Below are 3,967 nucleotides of genomic sequence, written 5' to 3'. Positions count from 1 at the left end.
GGCAGTACCAGCTCCTCTCCCGTTTTGCGGCTAGCGAGCCTATATCCCTCCTGAAAACTCTCAAGCTCGCCCTCGTCGGGGTAGAAAAAAGGTAGTAAAATGCACTCTGAAACGATGCGTTTGCGGATAAAATTTCGGATCAAATTTGGGATTTGCACGGCGCGGCCTTTAGATTAAATTTGAGCGAATTTTAGCAAAGTTTTAAATCCGCGCAAAATTTACATTGAAATTTGACGAACACGAAAGAAGTAAATTACGCTCAAATTTGGTGAACTAAATTTAAGCGTAAAAAGACAAGCGGAAGTAATCGCGAGATGATTTTGAGAGTTGTGCAGAAAATTTGGACAAGGCTAGACAAGTAGTCTGCCGCAGTCCAAAATTTTCAAACTCATTTAAAGACGCTCGCGAGACGACGCGTTAAATTCTACAAAGATTGTAGAATTTTAGGTTTACTAAACGCTTGTATCGGCTTAATCTCCCCCTTAAATTTCTCAATCTGCGCTAGCACGGTGTGAGCCGAGTTGCTTTGCGCGAGACTTGACGTGCCTTTATCAAAGGTTAGCACGTTTACGCAGCCGTGCTGGCAGAGGCTCTTTTCGCCCCATTTTTCAGGGTCGTACCACGCGCCCTCGCAGATAGCTACGACGTGCTCAGGCACGATGTCGGTGACTAGCACGCCCGCTAGTATCTCGCCGCGGTCGTTAAATGCGCGTGCGACGTCGCCCGTGGCTAGGCCGCGCTCTTTGGCGTCTTTTGGATTTATTAGCACCGGCTCTCTACCGCTAACTTCGGCGAAATTTCTGATGATAGAGTTGTTTAGCTGGCTGTGCAAGCGGTAGCGAGAGTGCGGGCTAACGACGTGCAGCGGGTATTTTTTCGTCGCGTTGCCTAGCCACTCTTTTGGCTCGATCCACGTAGGCATCGGCGGGCAGTCGGCGTAGTTCATCTTCGCTATCGTCGGCGAGTAGATCTCTATCTTGCCAGACGGCGTACCTAGGCGGTTTTTGGCCGGATTTTCGCGGAATGCCGCTAGGCGCGTGTATAGCTCGGTTTCTGTGTTGTCTTTTTCAAACCTCACGTAGCCTTTTTCGTAAAATTCCTCAAAGCTAGGCATGGTTAAATTTAGCCCCTTAGCCTGCTCGGCCGCGTCGGCGTAAAATTCCTTCATCCAGCCTAGCTCGTCCTTGCCCTCGCTAAATACCTCGCCTCTGCCCCAGCGTTTGCAAATTTGCTCGCAGATCCAAAAGTCGCTCTTGCTCTCGCCCATCGGCTCTATCGCAGGTTTATATGCCACGATGTATTCGCCCGTAGCGCCCGTTTGGTTGATGTCGTTTCTCTCGACCTCGATAGCTACCGGCAGCACGATGTCGCTAAATTTTGCGGTGCTAGTCCAGTATGGCTCGGCGGTGATAACGGTGTCAAATTTACGCCACTGTTTTACGATGTTGTTTACGTCCTGATGGCGCGTAAACATCGAGCCTGAGGCCATGTACGCCACTCTCATGTGCGGTAGCTTGATCTTAGTGCCGTCGTAGTCGATCTCTTTGCCCGGATGCTCTAGCGCCTCGATGCTGCGAGAGGACGGGATAGTGATGTTTTTAGTCGTTTTCCACGGCGCGCCGTCTACGTTTTCGTATTTCTCGTCGATACGCGTGCTTAGGCCTTTTAGCACCGGAGCGATCTTGTCCGTAGCGCCCGCAGAGCCGTATCCTAGGCTAAACTCAAATCCAAGCCCCTCTTTACCCACGTGTCCTAGCATCGCGTTTAGCACCACTAGCGCCCAGAAAGGCTGCTCGCCGTGGTCGGCTCTTTGTAGCGCGCGGCCGATCAGCACGGTCGTAGGCTCTTTAGCCAGGCGCGTCGCAAACTGCGCTATCGTGCCCGCAGGTACGCCGCAAATTTTGCTCGCCCACTCGATGTCTTTTACGACTTTATCTTGCGTGCCGAGGAAGTAGTCTTTAAATTTATTAAATCCGACCGTGTATTTTTTGATAAATTCCTCGTCGTAGAGGTTGTTCGTAAACAGATAATGGCACATGCCGATGATGAGCGCGGTGTCGGTATTTGGGCGCACGATGATGTTTTCGCTGCCGTAGTAGCGCGCGGTGTCGTTTACCATGACGTTTACGCTATAGGTTTTGATGCCGGCTTTTTTGAGCTCCTGCATACCTACGTAGCCGTCGTGAGTCGGAGGGACTGATGAGATTTGATTGGTTACGATAGGATCGGTACCCCAAAATACTACGTTTTTAGCGTTTTTGACGATAGCTTTCCACTTCGTCGGCGCGTCGTAAACCGCGCTACCGCCTAGCACGTGAGGCATGATGACTAGACCCGCTCCGGTCGAGTAGTCGCCGCTTTCTTCCACGTAGCCGCCAAGCACCTTTAGCATCCTGTGCGCGACCGTACGACCCCAGCTGACCTTACCGCTGCCGCCCCACCAGTAGCACTCGCCGTAGATCGCCTCGGCGCCGTATTTGTCGAAGTTTTCTTTTAGAGCTTTGGCGGCTAGATCAAGCGCCGTATCCCAGCTAACGCGCACAAACTCCTCTTTGCCGCGCAGTTCGCTCTTTGCCGCGCCTTTTGCTTTTAGGTAGCTTTTGCGCACCATCGGATAGAGCACGCGGTTTTCGTTCTGCACGGAGTCAGGCAGGCTATAGTTCATCGTGTTTGGAAATTTATCGCCCTCAAATTCGCTAACCGAAACGATCTGCGATGAGTTTAAATTTGCCCAAAACGGACCGAATCTGTTTGCGCCGAACACTTTTTTGTTATCAAAAATCGTCTGTTTGACGCCCTCTATCCTGCTAGCCTGCGCAGCCGTAGCCGCCAAGGCCGAAAATTTGATGAAATCTCGTCTTTTCATCGGTTTCTCCCTTATTTTAATTCTCGCAGGAGCAAGCCCCCGCGCCTTGCGCTTGCAGTCGCGAAGTCGCAGACCCAAGCAAAGCCAAATCGCCGATACTTGCGGCACCGACGCGATTAGGCGACTCGTTTTCCGTTATTTACTTTTAAAACCCATATTTTATTAGCGGCGCTCGCTTTTTTGTCACGCGGCTCTTTAGCGAGCAAGACGCCGCAGATTTAAGCCGGTAGCGTTAAATTTGCCGCCGTCAAATATAAAATCCAAATTTAAAGAACAAGCGTCGCTAAATTTTACATTTCAAGCGACGAGCAAATTTAGCTAGGCGCTAGCGCGTCGAAGCCCTATTCTACCGCTTTTGCGTTATGCTGTAGGTATTTAACGATCAAATTTAGCTCCGTCTCCTCTAGCGAGACGTAGTTCGTATCGATCATCGACTGCAAATTTGCCGGCCACTGAGCCGCCGTAAAGCTGTTTGGCTCGTGCAAGCGGTGGCACGCCGAGCAGGTCTCCTCGTACTTTTGCTGAGCCTGTTTGTATAGCGCGTTTGCGTCGCTACCTAGCGCGTCTGCGGCGACTTCGTACGTGCCCTCGACCTCATACCAAAGCTCGCCGTAGTCGTCCTCGACCTCTTTTATTTTCTTAAAATTCGCCTCGCTCTCGGCATCAAAAACCGTGAAAATCTCGGCATTTTTGACGCTACGCTGTATCTGAGCCAGGTAGTTTGCCGAAACTGCGCCTTTTACCTTTATTTTGGCCTTTGCTCCGTCTTTGGAGACAACCTCGACCGGCGTTAAAACCTCGATCTTGCCGACCTTTTTACCGCCTAGCGATATATCGGTCGTCTTTGTCAAAACCTCGGCGTTTAAGCCTATCGCCGCCGCACAGGCCGCGATCAAAACGAATTTAAAACTTTTCATCGCACTTCCTTAAGAAAAATTATTAATGTAATTTTATAAATTTACGGCTTAAAATTACATCGCTATATTTTATTACGAAGCGGATTTTGTATATTAAAAGAGTAAAATTTGAGGTTAGAACGCGACAAACCGAGCCGAATTTGAGCTTTGCCAAAATTTGCCGCGAGAGTAAAGCCGCACAAAC

2 protein-coding genes are annotated in these 3,967 nt (G+C 50.1%); both read right to left on the bottom strand.

Features of this window, described 5'->3' with window-relative positions:
• Nucleotides 1-424 precede the first annotated feature (424 nt).
• The gene (locus Q0338_RS07850) at nt 425-2,866 is read right to left on the bottom strand and encodes a molybdopterin-dependent oxidoreductase (RefSeq protein WP_298086269.1); all 2,442 of its coding nucleotides are present in this window, start codon (nt 2,864-2,866) and stop codon (nt 425-427) included.
• 341 nt (nt 2,867-3,207) lie between these two features.
• On the bottom strand, nt 3,208-3,783 hold the full coding sequence (locus tag Q0338_RS07845; protein ID WP_298086268.1) for a hypothetical protein: 576 nt from the start codon (nt 3,781-3,783) through the stop codon (nt 3,208-3,210).
• Nucleotides 3,784-3,967: the final 184 nt, after the last annotated feature.

Origin of the sequence: uncultured Campylobacter sp. (genome assembly GCF_938018145.1) — a bacterium.
Classification (GTDB): Bacteria; Campylobacterota; Campylobacteria; order Campylobacterales; family Campylobacteraceae; genus Campylobacter_A.
Note: the sequence above shows the minus strand (reverse complement) of the source record. Positions and strands in the feature narration are given on the sequence as shown.